14 protein-coding genes are annotated in these 16,213 nt (G+C 73.1%); 2 read left to right on the forward strand and 12 right to left on the reverse strand.

Translation table 11 applies throughout. The features are described from left to right. Positions 1–309 precede the first annotated feature (309 nt). From ACFWYW_RS10520 to ACFWYW_RS10535, 4 genes are all read right to left on the reverse strand, one after another. On the reverse strand, positions 310–2,124 hold the full coding sequence (locus ACFWYW_RS10520; RefSeq protein ID WP_379619533.1) for an ABC transporter ATP-binding protein: 1,815 nt from the start codon (positions 2,122–2,124) through the stop codon (positions 310–312). Further along, positions 2,121–3,845 carry an ABC transporter ATP-binding protein gene (locus ACFWYW_RS10525; RefSeq protein WP_379619535.1) on the reverse strand — a complete coding sequence of 575 codons (1,725 nt, stop codon included), beginning with the start codon at positions 3,843–3,845 and terminating at the stop codon, positions 2,121–2,123. The genes ACFWYW_RS10520 and ACFWYW_RS10525 overlap by 4 nt, the downstream gene beginning before the upstream one ends. 81 nt (positions 3,846–3,926) lie before the next feature. Continuing rightward, the gene (locus ACFWYW_RS10530; RefSeq protein ID WP_379619537.1) at positions 3,927–4,289 is read right to left on the reverse strand and encodes an RNHCP domain-containing protein; all 363 of its coding nucleotides are present in this window, start codon (positions 4,287–4,289) and stop codon (positions 3,927–3,929) included. Beyond that, on the reverse strand, positions 4,289–4,579 hold the full coding sequence (locus tag ACFWYW_RS10535; protein ID WP_379619539.1) for an RNHCP domain-containing protein: 291 nt from the start codon (positions 4,577–4,579) through the stop codon (positions 4,289–4,291). The genes ACFWYW_RS10530 and ACFWYW_RS10535 overlap by 1 nt, the downstream gene beginning before the upstream one ends. A gap of 308 nt (positions 4,580–4,887) precedes the next feature. On the opposite strand from ACFWYW_RS10535, the gene ACFWYW_RS10540 reads away from it, so the two are divergent. Beyond that, a complete protein-coding gene (locus ACFWYW_RS10540; protein ID WP_379619541.1) occupies positions 4,888–5,616 on the forward strand; it encodes a hypothetical protein in 729 nt (242 codons plus the stop codon). Here the strand turns inward: ACFWYW_RS10540 and ACFWYW_RS10545 are convergent. Genes ACFWYW_RS10545 through ACFWYW_RS10580 form a run of 8 tightly spaced genes read right to left on the reverse strand, consistent with a single transcriptional unit; the run spans position 5,613 to position 15,038 of the window. Then, entirely contained in the window at positions 5,613–5,771 is a 159-nt protein-coding gene (locus ACFWYW_RS10545) for a hypothetical protein (RefSeq protein WP_379619543.1), read from the reverse strand. The two genes, ACFWYW_RS10540 and ACFWYW_RS10545, sit on opposite strands and share 4 nt — an antisense overlap. Positions 5,772–5,778: 7 nt before the next feature. Beyond that, entirely contained in the window at positions 5,779–7,392 is a 1,614-nt protein-coding gene (locus tag ACFWYW_RS10550) for a GMC family oxidoreductase N-terminal domain-containing protein (protein ID WP_379619545.1), read from the reverse strand. After that, entirely contained in the window at positions 7,389–8,129 is a 741-nt protein-coding gene (locus ACFWYW_RS10555) for an SDR family NAD(P)-dependent oxidoreductase (protein ID WP_379619547.1), read from the reverse strand. The genes ACFWYW_RS10550 and ACFWYW_RS10555 overlap by 4 nt, the downstream gene beginning before the upstream one ends. Then, the gene (locus tag ACFWYW_RS10560) at positions 8,122–9,618 is read right to left on the reverse strand and encodes a sugar ABC transporter ATP-binding protein (protein ID WP_379619549.1); all 1,497 of its coding nucleotides are present in this window, start codon (positions 9,616–9,618) and stop codon (positions 8,122–8,124) included. Before ACFWYW_RS10560 ends, ACFWYW_RS10555 begins: the two co-directional genes overlap by 8 nt. A 3-nt stretch (positions 9,619–9,621) precedes the next feature. Continuing rightward, the gene (locus tag ACFWYW_RS10565) at positions 9,622–10,671 is read right to left on the reverse strand and encodes a sugar ABC transporter substrate-binding protein (RefSeq protein WP_379619551.1); all 1,050 of its coding nucleotides are present in this window, start codon (positions 10,669–10,671) and stop codon (positions 9,622–9,624) included. Further along, positions 10,668–11,630, reverse strand: a complete 963-nt coding sequence (locus ACFWYW_RS10570) for an ABC transporter permease (RefSeq protein ID WP_379619553.1) — start codon at positions 11,628–11,630, stop codon at positions 10,668–10,670. Before ACFWYW_RS10570 ends, ACFWYW_RS10565 begins: the two co-directional genes overlap by 4 nt. Positions 11,631–11,639: 9 nt before the next feature. Then, complete coding sequence (locus ACFWYW_RS10575; protein WP_379619555.1) at positions 11,640–13,085, reverse strand: benzaldehyde dehydrogenase; 1,446 nt, start codon at positions 13,083–13,085, stop codon at positions 11,640–11,642. 39 nt (positions 13,086–13,124) lie between these two features. After that, the gene (locus tag ACFWYW_RS10580) at positions 13,125–15,038 is read right to left on the reverse strand and encodes a thiamine pyrophosphate-dependent enzyme (RefSeq protein ID WP_379619557.1); all 1,914 of its coding nucleotides are present in this window, start codon (positions 15,036–15,038) and stop codon (positions 13,125–13,127) included. Between the two features lie 142 nt (positions 15,039–15,180). Between ACFWYW_RS10580 and ACFWYW_RS10585 the strand changes: the two genes are divergently transcribed. Beyond that, complete coding sequence (locus tag ACFWYW_RS10585) at positions 15,181–15,999, forward strand: IclR family transcriptional regulator (protein WP_184973876.1); 819 nt, start codon at positions 15,181–15,183, stop codon at positions 15,997–15,999. Positions 16,000–16,213 lie beyond the last annotated feature (214 nt).

Here is a 16,213-nt window from a genome sequence, read left to right on the forward strand (position 1 = left end):
CACGACCCCGTGCCCCGGGGATACCGCCTCGGCACCAATGACGCGGCGGGGATACCGCCCCGGCACGAGTGACGCGGCCGGAGACCGGGTGCACGGGCGCGGATGCCCACAAGCGCGCGTGCCCCCCGGGGCACGACCCCGTGCCCGGGGATACCGCCTCGGCACCAATGACGCGGCGGGGATACCGCCCCGGCACGAGAGACGCGGCCGGAGGCCGGGTGCGCAGCCCCGGATCGGATGGGCAGGGTTGTCCAGCGCCGGAAGGACTGTGCCTGGTGACTGTGCCGTGGCTGGTGACTGTGCTGTGTCTCAGGGCCGGGGGGTGTGGAGGGCGGCGTAGGGGCCGTTGGCGGCGAGCAGTTCTTCGTGGGTGCCCTGTTCGGTGATGGTGCCGTTGTGCAGCATCAGGATCAGGTCGGCCTGGCGGATCGTGCTCAGGCGGTGGGCGATGACGAAGCTGGTGCGGTTGCGGCGGGCTCGGGTCAGCGCCTGCTGGATGAGGAGTTCGGTGCGGCTGTCGACCGAGCTCGTGGCTTCGTCCAGGACGAGGATGACCGGGTCGGCGAGAACGGCCCTGGCTATGGTGATCAGCTGGCGTTCTCCCGCGCTCAGGGCGCCGCCGTCCTGGTCGATGACGGTGTCGTAGCCGTGGGAGAGGGTGCGGATGAAGTGGTCGGCGTGGGCGGCTCGGGCGGCGGCCTCGACGTCGGCCGCGGTCGCGCCGGTGCGGCCGTAGGCGATGTTGTCGCGGATGGTGCCGCCGAACAGCCAGTTGTCCTGGGGGACCATGCCGGTGGCCGCGCGTAGCGTGTCGCGGTTCATGTCGCGGATGTCCACCCCGTCGATGGTGATACGGCCGGACGTCACGTCGTAGAACCGCATCAGGAGGTTGACCAGAGTGGTCTTGCCCGCGCCTGTCGGGCCGACGACGGCCACGGTGGTGCCCGGCTCGACGACCAGCGAAACGTCCCGGATGACCGCCTCGGCGGACACAGCTCCGGGCACTCCCGCGCTTTCGAGGGCGACCGCGCGTTCCAACGCCGCCTCGGGCTTGCTTACCGCGGGGCCGTACGTGAAGGAGACCGCTTCGAAGACGACGCGGCCCCGCACCGGCGCGGCCGTACCAGGCGGGTCCGCGGGCTCCTCCGCGGCGTCGAGCAGGTCGAGGACGCGCGCGCCCGACGCCACCCCCGACTGGATCACCCCCGCCAGACCGGCCAGCGCCGTCAACGGCCCGCCGAACTCGCGCGAGTACTGGACGAACGCCTGCACGGCCCCCACCGTCAGCCCTCCGGCGGCCAGTTGCAGGCCGCCGACGACCGCGACGAGCACGTAGCCGAGGTTCCCGGCGAGCCCGGTCGCCGGGCCGATGATGCCGCTGACGAACTGGGCGCGGGCCGACGAGTGGTACAGGCGGGCGTTGTGTTCGCGGAAGGAATCGGCCGCCTCCCGGCCCCGGCCGTAGGCGGTGATCAGGGTGTGGCCGGTGTAGGCCTCCTCGACGTGCGCGTTCAGCTCGCCCGTGGCCTGCCACTGCCGCGCGAACTCCGCCTGCGCCCGCCGCCCCGCCACCCGCGTGAGCTGGACCGACAGCGGTACGGTCACCAGCGCCACCCCCGCCAGCAACGGCGAGATCAAGACCATCATCCCCAGCGTCCCCACGATCAGGAACGCGGAGTTGGTGATCTGGCCGATGCTCTGCTGCATGCTCTGCGCGAGGTTGTCGACGTCGTTGGTGGTACGGCTCAGCACCTCCCCCCGAGGCTGCCGGTCGAAGTAGGGCACGGGCAGCCGCCCGAGTTTCTCCCCGACCTCCCGCCGCAGGTGGAAGATGGCGCCCTGGACGAGCCGGGTGGTGTAGCGCCGCTGGAGTATCCAGAACGTCGCGGAACCGGCGTACACGGCGAGCGCGCTCAGCAGCGTGAGGGCCAGGGCGCGGCCGTCGATCCCCTGCTCCGGCCGGGTGATCGCGCCGGTGACGACGAGGTCGGTGGCGCGGCCGAGAAGCAGGGGGCCGGTGACGTTGAGGACGATGCTGGCCAGGCCGAGCACCGCCACGCCCCACAACCGGCGCAACGGCCGCAGAAGCGTCAGCAGGCGCCAGGCCGTGCGGCCGAAGCTCATCCGACCAGTTCCTCGCCGAGCTGGGAGCGGACGATCTCCCGGTAGACGGGGCTGTCGCGGACGAGCTCGTCGTGGGTGCCCGCGCCCGCGACCCGGCCCTCGTCGAGGACGACGATGTGGTCGGCGTCGAGGATGGCGCGCACGCGCTGGACCACGACGATGACGGTGGCGTCGGCGGTCTCGGCGGCGAGGGCCTGCCGTACCCGCGACTCCGTGGTGTGGTCGAGGGCGGAGAAGGGGTCGTCGAGGAGGTACACCGGCGCGCGGCGGACCAGCGCGCGGGCCAGGGACAGCCGCTGGCGCTGGCCGCCGGAGAGGTTGGCGCCGCCCTGGGCGACGGGCGTGTCGAGGCCGGGCACGAAGTCGCGGGCCTGGGCGATGCCGAGGGCGTGCCAGAGCTCGTCGTCGGTGGCGCGCGGGCGGCCGTGGCGGAGGTTGGTGGCCACGGTGCCGGAGAACAGGTGCGGGCGCTGCTCGACCAGGCTCGCCGACCGGGCGAGGAGGCCGGGGTCGAGGGTGGTGGCGTCCTCGCCGCCGAAGAGCACCGTGCCCTCCGTGGGGTCGGACAGGCGGCGGATCAGGCTGAGCAACGTGCTCTTGCCGCTGCCCGTGGAGCCGACGATCGCCGTCGTCGTGCCGGGGCGGGCCACCAGGTCGACGCCGTGGAGCACGTCGTGCTCGGCGCCGAGGTAGCGGAAGCGCACGCCGCGCAGCTCGACGCGGCCGGGGGCGCGCATCCGGCGGACCGGGTTCGCGGGCGGCGCAAGGCCGGGCTCGGTGTCCAGCACCTCGGCGACGCGGACGGCGCAGACCTCGGCTCTGGGCAGGTTCATGATGACGAAGGCGGCGGTGAGCACGGCGGTCTGGATCATGGCCAGGTAGGTGAGGAACGCGGTCAGCTCGCCGACGCCCAGACCGCCGCCGCCGACCCGCTGCGCGCCCGCCCAGATCACGAAGACGCCGCAGACGTTGACCAGGTTGACGACCAGCGGCATCAGCGCGGCCGATGTGTAGCCCAGGCGGGTCGAGACGCCGGTCAGCTCCTCGTTCGCCCGCCCGAAGCGCGCGCGCTCGGCGTCCTGCCTGACGAACGCGCGGGTCACCCGGACGCCCGCGATCTGCTCCCTGAGCACCCGGTTCACGGCGTCGATACGCTCCTGTACGGCCCGCGACAACGGCCGCATCCTGCCGACCAGCACCGCCGTGACGACACCGAGGACCAGCGCGAGCACGACCAGCAGCCATGACAGCGCGACGTCCTGGAGGACGGCCATCACGATCCCGCCCACGGCCATGACCGGTGCCGCGACGATCGCCGTCAGCAGCGACAGCGCGAGCGTCTGGATCTGCTGGACGTCGTTGGTGGTGCGGGTGATCAGCGAGGGTACGCCGAGCGCGCCCACCTCCTGCGTGGACAGGCGCTGGACGTGCAGGTAAACCGCCTCCCGCAGGTCACGGCCCACCCCCATGGCCGTACGCGCGCTCAGGTGGACGGCGGCGAGCGTGGCACCGCCCTGCACGAGGGACACGCCGGCCATGACCGCGCCCAGGCGCAGGATCAGCCCGGTGTCGCCGGTGAACACGCCGTCGTCGATGATCACGGCGTTGAGCGTGGGCAGGTAGAGCAGGGCGGCCGTCTGCGCCACCTGCAGGAGGACGACGGCGGCGACCACGCGGCGACGTGGGCGCAGGTGCCTGGCCAGCAGCCGCCGGAGTGCCACGTCGCGCCTCCCTTCACGATCGACTTTAGGGAGGCGCGCGTGGGGTGAGGAAGCGGTTCCGCCCCGGGCGTAGCGGCCCGCTCAGATGCTCAGCCGGCTCCCCGACAGCGGCCGCATGGCCAGCCGCAGGAGAGCCAGCGCGTTGTCGTCGCCCGCGATCCGGTTGGCGCTGAGCACGCCGCACCGGCGGCATTCGTGGATCAGTAGCCACTCGCCGTCGTCGCGTACGGTCACGCCCAGCGCCTCCATCCGCCCGCCGCACCCGGCGGCACGGTCGCCCGGCACCCGCCGGTCGAGGTGCAGGCTGCCGAGGCAGGACGGGCAGTGGTTGCGGTGCGCCGTGCCCGGCGCGTGCATGGACACGTCCATCCGGCACGAGGCGCACCGGAAGGTCGCCGCCCGCGGCTCCTTACGCCGCTGCGGCCTCCTGACCCGCCCGCGCATCACAGCCTCCCGAACAGCTCGAACGGGAACGGCGGCGACGCCAGCGGGCGTACGGCCATCCGCATGAGGATGAGGACGTTGTCATCGCCGCGCGCGGGCGACGAGACGAGCTGACCACACAGCTCGCACCGGTGCACGACCACCCAGTCGCCTTCGGACGGCACGGCGACCGCGATGGGCGCCATGCGGCCCCCGTCGGTCTCGTGTACGGCCGTCAGGCATTCGGGACAGTGATGACGCCGGTCGTCCGAGGTGACCCCGCACCCCGGACAGGAAAAGTATTCGGACACGTTGGAGGTGCTCCTTGCCGAGAAACCACGTGGAACGACAGCAAGGAAGCGCCGAGCCGCCTAGCTCAGCATGCGATGCGGCAGCCCCGGGACAGCATGAAAGCCCGAGACACGGTAGGCGCGCTCGGCGCGGACCGGGGCATACATCACTGCTTCCTGGGGCTCGGGGGCCCGGTTGATTCACCTTCACGGACATCGCGACGTTATCAGCGCCCCTGCCCGCCCCACCACGGGTTTTCTCCCCATGCCAACCAAACCCGCCTCTCCCCCGTCCTCTCTTCTGTCCCACCCATCCCGAGGGGGCCACCATGCGCGTCCACCTGCTCGTCCCCGCCGTCGTCCTGCTGGCCGTCTCGTCCGGCGTCCCGATGGGCGGTGAGAGCGCCGGGGAGATGGCGTACACGTGCACCACGACCGCGACCGGACAGGCCCAGGAGATCCGGGTGAACGTGGAGCTGACCGTCCCGCCCACCGCGAAGGTGGGCGAGCAGATGACGATCGGCTGGCGTGGCTCGTATGTGGGGGGCGGCGAGCTGATCGCACCCATACCCGGGCTCAAGCTGTATCTCTACGCGGGCATCAGCAAGATCGACAAACTGACCTCCGCTACCGGGGTGGCGACGCTGCCCGAGATCGCCGCCGGGGAGCCTCTCCCGTTACCCGAGAGCGTCGTCGAGCTGAAGACGACGCCCAGCGAGACGGGGCGCGGCTTGGTGCGCCCGGCCGCCATAAACTTCGGCACCACGAACACAGCTCCGGCGATCAGGTGTAAGGCTCCAGAGAGCGAGAGAGGCCCGGGGTACCCGCTCGCCGTGGAAGGGACGGCCCCCGCAGATACCGAGACCACGGAGATCACGGAGACCGAGGAGCCCGTGGACGAGGAGCCGGTGGATGAGGTGAAGACGCCTGTCGGTGGAGCGGAGACGGGTGGTGGTGGTGCGGCCGGGCCGGATGGGCGGGTCGTGGTGCTCGCGGGGCTGGTCATGCTGGCCGGGGCCGGAGCGGGGCTGGCCCGCCGGGCGAGGTCGCGCGGTTAGCCTCGGCGGTTGCGGCGGTCGAGGATGAACCACCAGGCCAGGCAGACCAGGCCGAGCACGCACAGGCCGGCGATCAGCAGCGGCGAGGTGACCAGGAAGGCCAGGACGATCGCGATGACCGCGATGACGATCGGCAGCGTCGGAGTGGGCGTCATGTGCTGATTATCGGGCGGAGCGGATGGCGTCGGCGACTTTGGTGGCCAGGGCCATGACGGTGAGCGACGGGTTGACCGACAGGGAGACGGGGATCAGGGAGGCGTCGCCGACGTACAGGCCGGAGACGCCGATCGCGGCGCCGTCGAGGTCGACGGCGCCGCCCATGGGGACGCTGCCCTGGACGTGCGAGGTGGTCAGGCCGGTCCACACCACGCGCCTGGCCCCGGCGGCGGCCAGTACCTCGACCGCGAAGGCCAGGCCGTCGGCCAGGCGGCGGCGTTCCACGGGGGCGAAGCGTTTGCGGAAGACGTCGCCGGGCTCGGCCGTGGCGGTGTTGAGGTCGTTGGCCATGACGAGCAGCCCGGCCCAATGGCGGTACGCGCGCACGGTCTCGGCCAGCGGCTCGCCCCACATTGGCAGGCCGGAGGCGTCCACCAGGCTCATGGCGAAGGCCACCGGGTCCTGGATGGTGGTGCCCTCGACGACGAAGTCCTCCTGGTAGTCGAGGCAGTGCGCGGTGATCGGGTAGACCATGTGGCAGTCCTGCGGCTCGTCGAACAGGCCGTAGACGAGCCGGGCGGGATGCAGGCCGAGCGTGCCGGGCAGGCCGGGGAAGCCGGGGCTGCGCCGGAGGATCTGCGGGGTGTTGAGCGCCCCGGCGGCCAGGACGACGACGGGCGCGCGGGCCACGCCGCCCGCGTGCGCGACGCCGGTGACCTTGCCGTTCTCGATGAGGACCCGGTCCACCTCGGCGCCGGTGGCCAGGCGGATCTCGCCGCGGGCCAGGGCGGGGGCGAGCCACGTGTTGAGGGTGTTGCGGCCGGCGTTGGTCGGGCAGCCCTGCAGGCAGGAGCCGCATCGGCTGCAGTTGTAGTCGGTGTAGGACTCGACCGGGGTCAGGTCGGTGCCGAGTGCCAGGAAGCCGGGCCGTACCCGGTGGACGCTGGGCGGCCAGTCGGCGCGGACCCGCACGCCGAGCGCGGCCTCCACCCGCTCGTAGTAGGGCGTCAGGTCGAACGGCAGCTCGCTCGCGGGCGCCCGCAGCGCGACCTTGGTGTTGATCACGGTGGTGCCGCCGACGCAGCGCCCGGACAGGAGGGCGAGGGGGCGCTCGCCCTCGACGTCGGCGAAGCGCGTGGGCCACCACAGCCGGTGGTTGGCGCGCAGCTCGAAGCGGGTGTGGTCGGCCGCGCCGCGCAGCTCACCGGCCTCAAGCACCAGCACGTCCAGCCCGGCGCGGCCGAGTTCGGCCGCGATCAGCCCGCCGCCCGCGCCTGACCCGACGACGATCACATCCGCCGTGTCGTCTCCCCGGTACGGCTCCCGCCGCTCGTCCAGGAAGTCCCAGTCCTTACGCAGCCGCGCCCCCTGCGGCGGCAGGAACCCGATCGCCTCGTGCCCGGTGGGCCCGGTGTGCCCGGGGGCGGCGTAGTCCCCGTAGTAGGCCTCGACCGCGACCGCCCGCGCCAGGTCGAAGGCGGGACTGCCCACCTGTCCCGCGAGGTCGGCGCGCTCCAGTGCCGCCAGCGCGGCGGCGAGACCGGGCGGTTCGATCCTGGCGGCGTACTCGGTGACCCCGATGTCAGCCGATCCCGGCACGAGCCGGTCGAAGACGCTCACAGGAAGGCCGCCCCTCCGTCGACGTTGAGTGTCTGCCCGGTGAGGAACCCGCTGGCCGGATCGCACACGTACAGCAGCGTCGACACCAGGTCGCCCGGCTCAGCGACCCGCGGCACCCGCTGCGTGGCCGCCACCCGCTCGAACCCGCCGTCCGCCCCGGTGCTGCGCGCGGCGGTCTCGGTCCTGGTCAGGCCGGGGGCGATGACGTTGGCGGTGATGTTCTCTGGGCCGAGCAGGGTGGCGAGCGAGCGGGTCATGCCGATGAGCGCGGCCTTGGAGGCGGTGTAGGCGACGAGGTCGGGCGGGCCGACGAAGACGGCGCCGGAGGCGATGCTGACGACGCGCCCCCACCCGGCCTCGCGCAGGTACGGCAGCGCCGCCTGCGTCACCGTGAACGGCCCTTCGACGTTGACCCGGAGGATCCGCCGCAGGTCGTCCAGCGTCGTCTTCTCGAACGGGATGGGCGGGTAGACGCCGGCGTTGTTGACCACGATGTGCGGCCCGCCCGCCTCGGCGGCGACCAGCGCCATGGCCCGCGTGACCTGCGACGGTTCGGTCACGTCGACGGTGACGGGCAGGAACGCGGCGCCGATCCGCCGGGCGGTCGCGCTCTGGGCGGCGACGTCGAACCCGGCGACCCGCGCCCCGGCCGCGGCGAGGGCGGCGGCGAACTCCCGGCCGAGCCCGCCGGCCGAGCCGGTCACCACCGCGGTACGTCCGGCGAGACGATCACTCACTGTTGGCTCCATGGGCGAGGTGGAGGATCTCGTGGTCGGTGAGCCGCTCGCCGGCCAGTTCGGCGGCGACGCGACCTTTGCGGAAGACCAGCACCCGGTCGCAGACCTCGGCCAGCTCGGCCGGGTCGGTGGAGGTGAGCAGCACGACCCGGCCCTCCGCGGCCAGTTCCCGCACGATGGCGTGCATCTCGGCCTTCGCCGCGACGTCGACGCCGCGTGTGGGGTCGTCGAGCAGGACGACGCCGGGCGCCGCCTCCAGCCACTTGGCGAAGACGACCTTCTGCTGGTTGCCGCCGGACAGCCGGCCGGCGAGCTGGCCGGGGCCGCTCGCCCGGATCCGCAGCCGCGCGGTGGCCGCGGCCGCGCGCTCGCGCAGGTCCTTCGCGCGCACCCACGTCCCGGTACGGCCCAGCGCGACGGTCCGCACCTGGGCGATGTTCTCCCAGAGCGGTTTGTCCAGCATGAGGCCGAGGCGCTTGCGGTCGCTGGGCACGACGGCGACGCCCGCCTTGACGGCCTGGCGCAGGCCGCGCGGGCGCGGGCCGCCTCCCGGGTAGGCGAGCGTGCCGGCCGAAGGGGTGCGCAGGCCGCAGACGACCTCCAGGACCGCCGTCTGGCCGGCGCCCGCGATGCCGGCCAGGCCGACGATCTCGCCCTGCCTCGCCTCCAGGTCGACGCCGTCGAGGTGGCCGGGCACGTGGACGCCGCGCAGGCGGAGGCCGGCCGTACCGGCGGCCGCTGGGCGGGTGGGACGGACGGCGGGGGCCGTGGGACGCTCGCCGACCATGGCGCGCACGATCTTCTCGAGCGTCAGCTCGGCCATCGGGACGGCGCTCAGCGCGTTGCGGCCGTCACGCAGGACCGTGACCTCGTCGCACAGGCGTACCACCTCCTCCAGCACGTGCGAGACGTAGGCGACGGCGACCTGCCGCGAGCGCAGCGCGGCGAGGATGCGCAGCAGCCGGGCGGCGGCGTCGGCCTGGAGTGCCGAGGTGGGCTCGTCGAGGATGAGCACCGCGGGGTCCTCCAGCAGCGCCCGCGCGATCTCGACGAGCTGGCGTTCGGCGAGGGTGAGCTCGCCGACCCGGGTGGTGGGCGGGCGGGTGAGCTCCAGCTCGTCCAGGACGGGTCCGGCCTTGCGCGCCATGGCCTTCCTGTCCAGCAGGAGGCCGCCGCGGCGCAGGTCGCAGGCGGGGAACAGGTTGGCCAGCACGTCCATGTCGGGGAAGAGGCTGGGCTCCTGGGAGACGACGGCGACGCCCCGCCGTACCGCGTCGCGGGTGGTGGAGAAGCGCACGGGCGCGCCGTTCAGCAGGAGCTCGCCCTCGTCGGGCGGGAGGGCGCCGGCCAGGATCTTGACCAGGGTGGACTTGCCGGCGCCGTTCTCGCCGAGGAGGGCGTGGACGCTGCCGGGGCGCAGCTCGATGCGGGCGCCGTCGAGGGCGCGCACGCCGCCGAAACGCTTGCCGATGCCCGAGGCGAGGTACATGGGCTATTTCGCCTCGCTCATCGGCCGCAGCCTGCCCTGGATGCCGCTGAAGAACTCGTCGGCGCGGCTCTTCAGCCACTCCCGCTTGGCCTGGTCGGAGGCCTGTCTGGCGGTGATCTCGTCGACGTTGGCCTTGGTGACGAGCAGGTGGCCGGGGTCGACCCAGCCCTCGGGCAGCGGCTTGCCCGCCTTGGCGGCCTCGGCCAGCATGCGGATCGCGACGTATCCCTTGAAGTAGTGCTCGGGGGACATGGCGGCGAAGCTGGTGCCGTCCTTGACCGCGGCCAGCGTCTTGGGGTCGAGGTCGAAGGCGGCCACCAGGTACGAACCCCCGGCGGTCTGCTTGGCCTTGGCCAGGTTGTACGCGTCCTGGTCCCCGGTGCCGAGGAAGGCCAGCGCCTTCGGATGGGCCTTGACCAGCCCGTTCCAGATCTCGAAGTTGGCCGCCGGGTCGTTCTTGGTCTCGAAGGGGCCGAGCACCTTCACCCCGGGCAGCTTCTCGGCGAAGGCCTCCTTCATGCCGTTGGCCCGCTCGTCCAGCACGGGTACGCCCGGGTTCGGCGTGCCGAGCACCACCTCGCCGGAGGCGTCCGGCGGCAGGAGCTTGATGGCTTCGAGCGCGAGCTGCTTGCCCGCGCCCCGGTTGTCGTTGCCGACGTAGAGGCCGACGTTGCTGCCGGGGGCGGGCACGGTGTCCACGCCGACCAGCCGGATCTTGCGCGCCGCCAGGTCGGCCAGCGGCCGGACGAACAACTCCGGCGCCAGGTCCTCGATCGCGATGCCGTCGGGCGCGGTGCGGCCGAGGTCGCCGAAGAGCTTGACCTGGGCCGGCGGGTCCACCGAGTTGGGTGCGCTGATCTGCAGCTCGACGCCGCCGACCGCGTCGGCGCCGAACTGCCCGCCGGCCGCCATCTCCTGCGCGAAGTCGGCGTCGGTGGTGGCCAGCGAGAACCCGATCTTCGGGGCGCCGGAGGAGGTGGGGCCGCCGCCGGAGCAGGCGGCGGTCAGGACGAGGACGGCGGCGATCAGGGCGCGATTCACAGAGTTCCTCACAGGGACTCCCTAGAGCTGGCGGAGCCGCGGCGGCGCAACAGGGCGTCGAGCGCGACGGCGAGGAGGATGACGATGCCCGTGGCGAACAGGCTCCAGTTGATGGGGACGCCGAAGTACACGAGGCCGCTGGCGACCGTCCCGAGGATCACGGTGCCGAGGACGGAGCCCCAGACCGTGCCGGAACCGCCGCGCAGCGGGGTGCCGCCGATGATCGCGGCGGCGATGGCCTGCAGCTCGTAGCCCTGGCCGATGGTCGGCTGGCCGGAGGCGAAGAAGCCCAGCGTCAGCACGCCCGCCACCCCGGCCAGTGCGCCGGACAGCACCAGCACCTGGAGGCGGACGCGCGGGATCGAGATGCCGGAGAAACGCGCGGCGTCGGGGTTCGAGCCGATCGCGCGCACCCGGTAGCCGAACGGCGTGGCCTTGAAGACCACGGTCAGCGCTATCGCCACCGCCGCCAGCACCCAGATCGAGGTGGGCAGCCCCAGCAGGTCGCCGCCGACCACGGTGAAGAAGGTGTCCTCGCGCGGCAGCCCGGCCACCTGGCGGCCCTCGCTCAGCGCCAGGGCCAGGCCGCGGAAGACCGACAGGGTGCCCAGCGTCGCGATGATCGACGGGATGCCGAGCGTGTTGCACAGCGCCCCGTTGACCAGGCCGAGCACGGCGCCCACGGCCACGGCCATCACGGCGGCCAGCCACGGGTTCACGCCCGAGCGCATCATCATGCTGCCCGCGATGAGGCTGAGCGCGTAGGTGGATCCGACCGAGAGGTCCAGCTCGCGCATGGCCAGCAGGTACGTCATGCCGCAGGCCAGCACGCCGATGAAGGAGGCCTGCCGTACCACGTCGATGAGCTGCGCGCGGTCGAGGAAGGCGGGATGGAACAGCCCGATGGCCACCACGAGCACGACGAGCACCACGACGACGCCGAACTCGTCCACACCGAAGACACGCTTCACGCCGTCTCCCTAGAACGGGTAGGTCTCGATCGGCCCCTGGACGGTGATCCAGCGGGTCTCGGTGAACGCCTCGACGTTGGCGGCGGCGCCGCCGAAGCGGGACCCGGTGCCCGAGTGGGCCACGCCGCCGAACGGGGCGACTGCCTCGTCGTCCACGGTCTGGTCGTTGACGTGCGCGATGCCGGTCGGGATGCGCTCGGCCAGGTCGAGGCCGCGCATGGCGTCGCGGGTGAGGATGGACAGCGACAGCCCGTACTCGCTGCCGGTGGCCAGCGCCACGGCCTCGTCCTCGTCGCGGAAGGTGAGCACGGGCGCCACCGGGCCGAAGACCTCCTGGGCGTAGGCGGGGCTGGCGGGGGTGAGGCCGGTCAGCACGGTCGGGCGGTAGAACAGGCCGTCGTAGGTGCCGCCGGTGACCACCTCGCCGCCGGCGCCGACGAGCGCGTGAACCTTGTCGCGCTGGCCGGCGTCGATGAGCGGGCCGAGCGCCACGTCCTGGGTGAAGGGGTCGCCGACCGGCAGCGCGGCGGCTTTGGCGGCCAGCTTCTCCACGTACTCGGCGGCGACGGACGTGTGGACGAGGTGACGGCCGGCGGTCATGCAGATCTGACCCTGGTGGAAGTAGGAGCCCCAGGCACCGGCGGAGACGGCCCGGTCGAGGTCGGCGTCGTCCAGCACGATCAGCGCGGAATTGCCGCCGAGCTCCAGGTGTGCCCGCTTGAGGTGGCGGGCCGCCGCCTCGCCCACCTTTCTGCCGGCGGCCGTGGAGCCGGTGAACGAGATCACCCTGACGTCCGGGTCGGCGACCAGGGCCTGACCCACGTCGGGGCCGCCGGGCAGCACGTGCAGCAGTCCCTCGGGCAGGCCCGCGTCCTCGAAGACGCGGGCGATCGAGACGCCGCCGCACACGGCGGTGCGCGGGTCCGGCTTGAGCACGACCGCGTTGCCCAGGGCCAGGGCGGGCGCGACGGAGCGGATGGCCAGGATGAGCGGGGCGTTGAACGGCGCGATCACCCCGACCACGCCCGACGGCACCCGCCTGGCCAGGCTGAGCCGCCGCTTGGCCGTGGGCAGGATCTCGCCGATCGGCCGGGAGGCCAGCGCGGCGGCCTCGTGGCACTCCTGGGCGGCGATGTGGGTCTCGAAGCCCGCCTTGCCGCGGATGGAGCCGGACTCGCGCATGATCCACTCGTGGAGTTCCGCCGCGTGCTGCTCGAAGGCCAGGCCCGCGCGGCGCAGCACGGCGGCGCGTTCCTCGAAGTTCGTGCGGGCCCATTCCGGCTGTACGGCCCGGCCGCGCCGGGCGGCGGCCGCGACGTCGTCCGGGGTGGCCAGGCCGATGGTGCCGAGGCGGGCGCCGGTGGCGGGCTCGGTGACGGGGGCGGTGGCGGCGGCTTGCGTCCAGGTGCCGCCGAACAGGCGTCCCGTCCAGGTGGACGGGTCGAGCAGGGTCATGGGGTGGCCTCCTGCTGAACGTTGCGGGGGGAGTCGGGGTCAGGGGGCTACGGCGATGTCGAGGAGAAGTGGCTGGGTGCGGTCCAGGAGGCTGGGGATGACGCCGTCGAGGACGTCGAGCAGCTCGTCGTGGCCGGTGATGCGGCGGGCCGGGCAGCCGAACGCGGTGGCCAGGCCGCTCAGGCTGACCTCCTCGAACGGGGGCCACGGGGGCTTGCCCGCGTCCGCCGCCTCGGCCAGTTGGTCCATGACCGCGTACCTGCCGTTGGCCAGCACCACGAACAGGGCGCCCACCCGGTAGCGGGCGGCGCTCCAGAGTGCCTGGATGCCGTAGATCGCCGACCCGTCGCCCACCACCGCCACCACCGGACGGTCGGGCAGCGCCATGCGCAACCCCACCGCGGCGGGCAGCGCGAAGCCCAGGCCGCCCATGGCCGCCGACACGAAACCCAGGGGGCGCCTGGCCGGGAGCAGCCGGTGCAGCTCCGGCCTGGACGACGGGGTCTCCTCGACCACGATCGTCTCGGGCGCCAGCCGTACCGCCAGGGCCGACAGGACGTGCGCGGCCCGCAGCGGCTCGCCCACGCCGGGGTCGACCAGGCCGTGCGCGTCGGCGCGGTTCTGCTGGGCGGGCACCACCCAGCGCGGCTCCCACGCTCCTTCCGCGGACTCGTCCGTCGCCCACCGGCCCCCGCTCAGCACGGACCCGCTCTGCATAGACCCGCCGTCGCCACCGCTCTGTGCGGGCCCGACGTCGCCCCCGCTCCGCACGGGCGCGCCGTCGCCCCCGCTCCGCACAGGCCCGATGTCACCCGCGCTCTGTGCGGGTCCGCCGTCGCCCGTGCCCTTTGGGGCAGGGTGCCCACCGATGGCCCGTCGCGGGTCTACGGGCGCGGGCGGCTCGAAGGCGGTGTCGCGCGGTTCGGCGGGTTCCTGCTCGGCCTGGTGGTGCGGGGTGGGGCGGGGGTGGAGGTGGGTGGGCAGGTGTTCGCAGACGGTGGCGGGCGAGGCGAGGATGGCCAGGTCGGCGGGGGCGCGGTGGGCCTCGGACGGGTCGTCGGTGATCACCGCGATCCGGGTGCCGGGGGTGACGAGGTGACCCGGCTGGTAGGGGTTGTGGCGGAAGACGGGGGCGCCGACCGCGAGCACGAAGTCGTGGCCCGACAGGATCGTGCGCTGCTGGGCCCGGCCCGACGGCAGCACTCCGGCGTACTGCGGGTGGTGCTGGGGGAAACCGGCCCTGGCGCCGAACGACTCCTGCCAGACCGGACAGGCCAGCCGTTCGGCCAGGGCGACCAGGGCGGCCCAGGTGCGCGGGTGGTCGGCGCCGGCGCCGGCGACGATCACCGGGGAGGCGGACTCGTTGAGGAGCGCGGCCAGTTCGATCGCGGCGTCGAGCGCGGTCGCGCTGGGCCGCAGCAGCGTACGGGGAGCGGCGACGACCTGGTCGGGCGGCATGACGCTGAGCCAGTCGTCCATGGGCACCACCACCAGGGCGGGTCCGCGGGCGGTCTGCGCCTCGTGCCACGCGCGGGCCACCGCTCCCGGCACGTCCTGGGCCCGCGCGGGCATCGCCCGCCACACGGGGTAGTCGCCGGCGAGGCCGTCCAGCCGGCCGGTCAGGAACGGCTCCAGCGCCAGGTGGCGGCGGTCCTGCTGGCCGACGATCACGACCAGCGGCGCGCGGTTGACGCGGGCGGTGGCCAGGGCGCCGACGGCGTTGCCGAGCCCGGCGGTGGTGTGGACGATCGCCAGCGCCGGGCGGTCGGTGGCGATGGCGTGGCCGGTCGCCATCCCCACCACGGAACCCTCGTGCAACGCGAGAACGAACGCCAGGTCGTCGGGCAGCCCGGTGAGCAGGGACACCTCGCTGGAACCCGGGTTGGCGAAAAGGGTGGTCATGGCATAGCGCCGAAGCACGTCAAAGGTGGCGTCTCGGACCGTCTGCATCATCGCCTCGATGTTCGTATGCCGCACAGTCGTTCGCACAGTGTGCGTTTCCGTGACGGTAGGCGGTGATCGGGGTCACGTCAATGGATAGATGTTCGCTGTCCATACGAATGTACGGATGGCGAACACGTTCTATAGTTACTTCATGGTAAGTAGGGACACTTCCGAAAACCGGGCGCCGGAACACGTACAGTCGCTGGCCAGAGGCCTGTCGGTGATCCGCGCGTTCGACTCCGAGCACCCCGCGCTGACGCTCGCCGAGGTGGCCAGGGCCACCGGACTGACCCGGGCGGCGGCCCGCAGGTTCCTGCTGACGCTGGCCGACCTCGGCTACGTGCGGACCGACGGGCGGTTCTTCACGCTCACGCCGCGGGTCCTGGAGCTGGGGTACGCGTACCTGTCGAGCATGTCACTGCCCGAGGTCGCGCAGCCGCACCTGGAACGGCTGGTGGCCGAGGTGCACGAATCCGCGTCCGTGGCGGTGCTCGACCAGGAGGACGTGGTCTACGTGGCCAGGGTCGCCACCTCGCGGATCATGCGGGTCACCATCAACATCGGCACCCGCTTCCCCGCGCACGTCACCTCGATGGGCCGGGTCCTGCTGGCCTGGCTGCCCCCCGCCGAGCTCGACGCCTACTTCACCCGGGCGGAGCTGCGGCGTCACACCTCACGCACGCTCACCTCGCCGATCCAGCTGCGCGCCGAGCTCGATCGGGTACGCGCGCAGGGGTGGGCCATGGTGGACCAGGAACTGGAGGAGGGCCTGCGGTCGCTGGCCGCCCCCATCCGCGACTCGACCGGCCAGGTGGTGGCCGCGGTCAACGTCTCCACGCACGCCAGCCGTACCACCCCGGAGTCGGCCCGGCGCGACCTCCTGCCTTCCTTGCTCGCGACGGCGGCCCGCATCGAAACCGACCTCCACGCCACCGGCACCCCCCGCTTCCACGGCCGCCTCCCCTCCTAGCCCACTCCCCGTACCTCGGGCAGGACGGGACGAGCCCTGGGAGGTGAGCCACGCTCTCACCGGCAGGCAGAGCCCCGGGACTCCCGGGCGAACGGAAGCGGCCTAAGCCGGATGGGCGGCGGGGCGAGCCGCGCAGGGCTGGGAACCAAGGCGGCGGCCCGGGGCAGAGCTTTCCCGGGTGAGCGGAGCGCGTGTGGCCGGGGAATCAAGGCGG

It is taken from the genome of Nonomuraea sp. NPDC059023, from assembly GCF_042740095.1.
Taxonomy (GTDB): Bacteria; Actinomycetota; Actinomycetes; order Streptosporangiales; family Streptosporangiaceae; genus Nonomuraea.

Coding starts and splice junctions, on each gene's coding strand:
- ACFWYW_RS10520 (WP_379619533.1), bottom strand. CDS start 2,124: ATGAGCTTCGGCCGCACGGCCTGGCGCCTGCTGACGCTTCTGCGGCCG.
- ACFWYW_RS10530 (WP_379619537.1), bottom strand. CDS start 4,289: ATGCGCGGGCGGGTCAGGAGGCCGCAGCGGCGTAAGGAGCCGCGGGCG.
- ACFWYW_RS10540 (WP_379619541.1), top strand. CDS start 4,888: ATGCGCGTCCACCTGCTCGTCCCCGCCGTCGTCCTGCTGGCCGTCTCG.
- ACFWYW_RS10545 (WP_379619543.1), bottom strand. CDS start 5,771: ATGACGCCCACTCCGACGCTGCCGATCGTCATCGCGGTCATCGCGATC.
- ACFWYW_RS10560 (WP_379619549.1), bottom strand. CDS start 9,618: ATGTACCTCGCCTCGGGCATCGGCAAGCGTTTCGGCGGCGTGCGCGCC.
- ACFWYW_RS10575 (WP_379619555.1), bottom strand. CDS start 13,085: ATGACCCTGCTCGACCCGTCCACCTGGACGGGACGCCTGTTCGGCGGC.
- ACFWYW_RS10580 (WP_379619557.1), bottom strand. CDS start 15,038: ATGATGCAGACGGTCCGAGACGCCACCTTTGACGTGCTTCGGCGCTAT.
- ACFWYW_RS10585 (WP_184973876.1), top strand. CDS start 15,181: ATGGTAAGTAGGGACACTTCCGAAAACCGGGCGCCGGAACACGTACAG.